This is a genomic window from Candidatus Phytoplasma bonamiae, assembly GCF_030586845.1.
In the GTDB taxonomy this organism is placed as follows: Bacteria; Bacillota_I; Bacilli_A; order Acholeplasmatales; family Acholeplasmataceae; genus Phytoplasma; species Phytoplasma bonamiae.
Map to the genome: position 1 here is coordinate 1 of NZ_JAOSIQ010000030.1, position 4,900 is coordinate 4,900.

Below are 4,900 nucleotides of genomic sequence, written 5' to 3' on the forward strand. Positions count from 1 at the left end.
AAATGAATAAAGAGTTTTGATCTATCTAGATGGAGAAAAACTCAATAAATTATAAATTTTTAGACTAAATCAAATTATCACTTAAATAATCGCCGGATGCTGGGAAACTAGCTTGTCCGGTGGTGTGAGAGGCTTAACATAATAAAAATCTCTAAAAGATAACTAAACGTGTTAATTCTATCTCGATTCAGTAGGTTGCGGGTTCGATTCCTGCTTTTGGCACCAAACCAAAACAACGTCCCGTTAGCTCAGTTGGTAGAGCACTTGACTTTTAATCAAGGTGTCAAAGGTTCGAATCCTTTACGGGACACCACTTTATAGATTTAATTTATGTGTAATTATTCTAAATTAGAGTTTATAAAATACATTTTACATTTTTTTAAGGGCCCGAATGGTGGAATAGGTAGACACGTGGGACTTAAAATCCCATGACTTTATGTCGTGCCGGTTCAAGTCCGGCTTTGGGTACCATAAAACTAAAAAAAGGGGTTTTAGCTCAGTTGGTAGAGCGCCTGTTTTGCACACAGGAGGTCAGCGGTTCGAATCCGCTAAGCTCCACCAGAAGTGTTTGAAAATATATTGGATATGAATAATATTTTAAAGGCGGTATAGCTCAGTTGGCTAGAGCGCTCGGTTCATACCCGTGAGGTCAGGGGTTCAAATCCCTTTACCGCTACCATTAAATGTAATATTTAATGATATAAGTCTGGACCTGTAGCTCAGCTGGTCAGAGCCACCGGCTCATAACCGGTTGGTCGTAGGTTCGAATCCTACCGGGTCCACCAAAATATATTTTGGAGGAATACCCAAGTCCGGTTGAAGGGGCCAGTCTTGAAAACTGGAAGGTCTACAAAGACGCGGGGGTTCAAATCCCTCTTCCTCCGCCAATTATTTATTTTAAAGATCGCGGGATAGAGCAGTTTGGTAGCTCGTCGGGCTCATAATCCGAAGGTCGTAGGTTCGAATCCTACTCCCGCAACCAAAAAATGATATGGTCCGATGGTGTAGTGGTTAACATGCTTGCCTGTCACGCAGGAGATCGCGGGTTCAATTCCCGTTCGGACCGCCAGTTTTGGCTCTGTAGCTCAGTCGGTAGAGCAGTGGCCTGAAGAGCCTCGTGTCGGCAGTTCGATTCTGCCCGGAGCCGCCATAAAAATATTTTTTATTTTTGATTAGAAGAGAGTATAAAATTAAATTTGAAGTCAAAAATATTTTTTTTAAATAATAAATCTTTATTTTGTAAAATCGTATTATGTTTATTTTTGATACTATTATTGATTGTTGATATTAAATTTTTAATTGTTGAGGCGATGGAAAAACCGTCAGAAACTTTGGAAACTATTGAATTGAAAACATTTTTAGATAAATCAGAAATTAAAAATTTTCCTAATTTAAAAACTTTTGAATCTGATAAGAATGTAGATGAAGTTGAAGTCTCTAAATTAGCTGATAATGATACATTCGAAACAGAAGAAACAGAAGTTTCTCTATTATCTCGTGATCAATTGTTACCTAATCGATTTTTTTTACTCAGTTGCAAACATGACTTAGGTTCTTTTTTTTCTAAACGAATGAGATTGTTTTATGCTTTAAAAAATGTTAGAACTGTGCCGTGCGCTTCTTTTTTTGAATGGTTTAATTTTAAACAACTTTTATTTGGTACTTTTGATGCTAATTTATCTAAGATAAATTGTTTATTTAAGTGTTTAAATTTATCAGGCCTTAAAGAAGAATTTATTGATGATAAATATGAAAAAGTTTCTTTGGTAGCTTTAGATTTTTATCGTTTATTAAAAAAAAATCCTAATTTAGGTTATTTTTATTTATCTCCTCAAGATTTAGATAAAGCAATTTCTGTTAACATTTCTTTTTGTAATTGCCAAGTAAAAGGTTATTCAGTTTTAGAATTACTTCATGAAATTCTTAATCTCAGAGATGAAAATTTTGATGCAGATAATTTTCGAAAACATTTGGTTATTTATATTAAACATTTGATGGAAATTTCTGATTCTGATGAAGAATCGATGAAAATATCTATTAATAATTTATTAGAAAAAGTTCATGAATTAAATGATATTGATGAATTAGATCGTAATTTATTATTTAATGTATTATTGAGTTTTAGTCGTATATTTATTCCAAGTCTTTTTGAAGTGAATTATTCAATTAATACTCAACGTATAAAACCTTTATATGAAATGAATTTGGATATTATAAATAAGCCAGAACATAAGACTTTAGGTTTTTTATTAAAATTAGAAAATAATGAAGAATTAAGTGATTTTTATTTAAATTTTTATGAAATTTTTCAAGATGAAAATAATCTCGAACAAATGAAACTTATTGATCATTTATTAATTTTAAGAACAGATAAAAAACAACAAATTTTTTACAATTCTTTTTTTCATCATTTGAATATTAATGTTTTATATAAGAAAACTTTATCGATACATAAAAAAGCTTTTTTTAATTCACGTTTAACTTTAAATTAAATAAATAATAAATAAAAAAAAATTATAATTAATTATGGTTTCGATAAAATTAAAAAAATGGTAGGTATTTAATGAATAATAAATTTAATTTAATTAGTTCTAATAGATTATCAGGCCATAATTTTTTGGTTTTTATAGAAATTGTTCGTGGTAGTAAAAAAAAATATGAATTAGACAAAGAAACTGGTTATTTAATTTTAGATCGCTGTTTAAACACATCTTTTTATTATCCAGCTAATTATGGATTTATTCCTTTAACTTTATGTGATGATAATGATCCTTTAGATGTTTTCGTTTTAACTCAAGAAATTTTAGATCCAATGGTATTAGTTGAGTGTCGTCCTATTGGAGTTATTCGTATGTTAGATGATAATCAACAAGATGATAAAATTATTGCTGTTCCTGTAAAAGATTTGATGTTCCAAGGATATGTTAAATTGTCAGATATACCTAAATTTTTGTTATTAGAAATAGAACATTTTTTGTTACATTATAAGGATTTAGAACATAAAAAGATCAAAATTCAAAAAATAGAAGATTTTCAAGAAGCAGTATCTGTTGTTGAAACAGCTTTGTTAAAATATAAGCATAGATAATTTAATTTTTTATTAAGATTTATAAATTTATTTTTGAAAAAAATAATATCTAAATATTTTATATAAATAATATATAAACCTTTTTTATCGGATTATTCTGGAAGAATAAATATCAATAATATTATTAAGTTAAAAAAATATATATTTTTAAAAAAATTAATATTAATTAATAAATTTTTCCGAATATTTTTCTAGCAAAAGACATTATCATTATAATGAATATTTGATTTTAAAGATTAAAATTAGCATATAATAAATAATATACAAAATCTATATAAAATTGGTTTAGTTTTATATTATTATGTTCTTAATTTTAAGTTAGGGGTTTTGGTAAAATTTAAATAAATGATAATATTTTTAGGTATTTTATGAAGCAAAAAATTATTTTCAATAAAAAAGCTAATTATGATTATTTTTTGGATAAAAAATATTTAGCTGGTATTCAACTTTTAGGTAATGAAGTGAAATCTATTCGTTTAGGTCAGGTTCATTTAGATAATTCTTATGTTTGTTTAGATAATAACGAATTATTCGTTATTAATATGAAAATTACTAAATATTCTTGTAGCAATAATTTCGATCATATTGATAATAGAAAAAAAAAACTTTTACTTAAAAAAAAAGAAATTTTACAAATTAAAAATAAACTAAAAACTCATAATTTTGTTTTAATTCCTATCAAAATATTTAATCAACATAATTTGTTTAAATTAGAAATCGCTTTAGCTCGTGGTAAAAAAAAATATGATAAACGTCAAGATTTAAAGCATAAAGATGAATTGATGTATACAAAAAAAATTTTAAAAGAATTTATTTGAATTAACTGTTAAAAAATAAAAAAATTTTATATAAAAAAATAAAAAATTCAAAATTAATTTTTTTGAATTTTTTATTTTATTTTTTTATATAAATTATTTTAATTGTACAAATTCTTTATTAGGTTGGATTTGTGTTTTTTTACTAATTTTAAGTTTTAATAATCCGTTTTCTAATTTACCTTCAATATCTTTTACACTAGTTAAATGTATAAAGTTATAGTTAAAGGTTCTTTCTATTTTGCCATAAAATCTTTCTTGATATAATATTTCACAATCAGAACAATTATCCATTGAACAACAAGAACCATTAGATGAATTATTTTCTTTGTTATCATTTAAATCTTTTTTATTTACAGATTGTTTATTATTATTGTCTGTTTGTGGGCAACGATTATCTGCTTCAATAGTTAAACGTCCTTCGTTAACAGAAATTTTTACTTGTTCTTTAGTAAAACCTGGCAAATCCATAATAAGTAAATAATAATCTTGGCAATCCCATAAATCAGCTTTAGGTAATCTTTTATCTAAATCTAAAATTGTTGGAATAGATAATAAATCTTTGATTAATGACATACTATCTTTTATAAATCCTCCTCATTATTAAATTTATAAAATTATTTTTAATGTAAGTTTATACAATTTAATTTATTTTTAATAAATTTTCCAGTTTTATTCTAACAAATTTTTTTCTTTAATTCAATAATATTTAATGGTGTTATAATAGGGTATGTATACGTTTAAATATGTTTTTGTTAAATTTAAATTTATATTTTCGATAGCATATTATTATTTTTGTGGTCACCAAAAAACCTAAATATCGATTTATTTCGCTAATTATCAGTGATGATAAACATTGAAAAAGACAAAATAAGGATTTTTCTTCAGGAAAATAATCAGGAATTTACAGCAGTTCTTTTAAAATCAGGTTCATAAGAAGTAGTTATTTAAAAGGACGGATTTTTTGTCTAACGATTATTATATACTTATTATGGAT

The 4,900-nt window shown here is 25.8% G+C and carries 4 protein-coding genes and 9 tRNA genes; 12 read left to right on the forward strand and 1 reads right to left on the reverse strand.

Annotated features, from left to right (window positions below; translation table 11 throughout):
* Positions 1-237: 237 nt before the first annotated feature.
* The 12 genes from OC701_RS02250 to smpB all read left to right on the forward strand — a co-directional run bounded on the left by OC701_RS02250 (position 238) and on the right by smpB (position 3,906).
* Positions 238-313: transfer RNA gene (locus OC701_RS02250), tRNA-Lys, on the forward strand.
* A gap of 72 nt (positions 314-385) precedes the next feature.
* Positions 386-471, forward strand: a tRNA-Leu gene (locus OC701_RS02255).
* Between the two features lie 14 nt (positions 472-485).
* Positions 486-561, forward strand: a tRNA-Ala gene (locus tag OC701_RS02260).
* 41 nt (positions 562-602) lie between these two features.
* A tRNA-Met gene (locus OC701_RS02265) sits at positions 603-679 on the forward strand.
* Between the two features lie 29 nt (positions 680-708).
* A tRNA-Ile gene (locus tag OC701_RS02270) sits at positions 709-785 on the forward strand.
* An 11-nt stretch (positions 786-796) separates the two neighbouring features.
* A tRNA-Ser gene (locus OC701_RS02275) sits at positions 797-887 on the forward strand.
* Positions 888-905: 18 nt separating this feature from the next.
* A tRNA-Met gene (locus OC701_RS02280) sits at positions 906-982 on the forward strand.
* An 11-nt stretch (positions 983-993) separates the two neighbouring features.
* Positions 994-1,069 (forward strand) — tRNA-Asp (locus tag OC701_RS02285).
* Between the two features lie 5 nt (positions 1,070-1,074).
* Positions 1,075-1,150: transfer RNA gene (locus tag OC701_RS02290), tRNA-Phe, on the forward strand.
* A gap of 160 nt (positions 1,151-1,310) precedes the next feature.
* Complete coding sequence (locus OC701_RS02295; RefSeq protein ID WP_304514473.1) at positions 1,311-2,492, forward strand: hypothetical protein; 1,182 nt, start codon at positions 1,311-1,313, stop codon at positions 2,490-2,492.
* Between the two features lie 71 nt (positions 2,493-2,563).
* Positions 2,564-3,088 carry an inorganic diphosphatase gene (locus OC701_RS02300; RefSeq protein WP_304514474.1) on the forward strand — a complete coding sequence of 175 codons (525 nt, stop codon included), beginning with the start codon at positions 2,564-2,566 and terminating at the stop codon, positions 3,086-3,088.
* Between the two features lie 368 nt (positions 3,089-3,456).
* Positions 3,457-3,906 (forward strand): SsrA-binding protein SmpB, encoded by a 450-nt coding sequence (smpB, locus tag OC701_RS02305; protein ID WP_304514475.1) that lies wholly within the window; start codon positions 3,457-3,459, stop codon positions 3,904-3,906.
* 93 nt (positions 3,907-3,999) lie between these two features.
* Here smpB and OC701_RS02310 read toward each other — a convergent pair whose 3' ends face one another.
* Positions 4,000-4,479, reverse strand: coding sequence for an Hsp20/alpha crystallin family protein (locus tag OC701_RS02310; RefSeq protein ID WP_304514476.1), 480 nt, complete (start codon positions 4,477-4,479; stop codon positions 4,000-4,002).
* Positions 4,480-4,900: the final 421 nt, after the last annotated feature.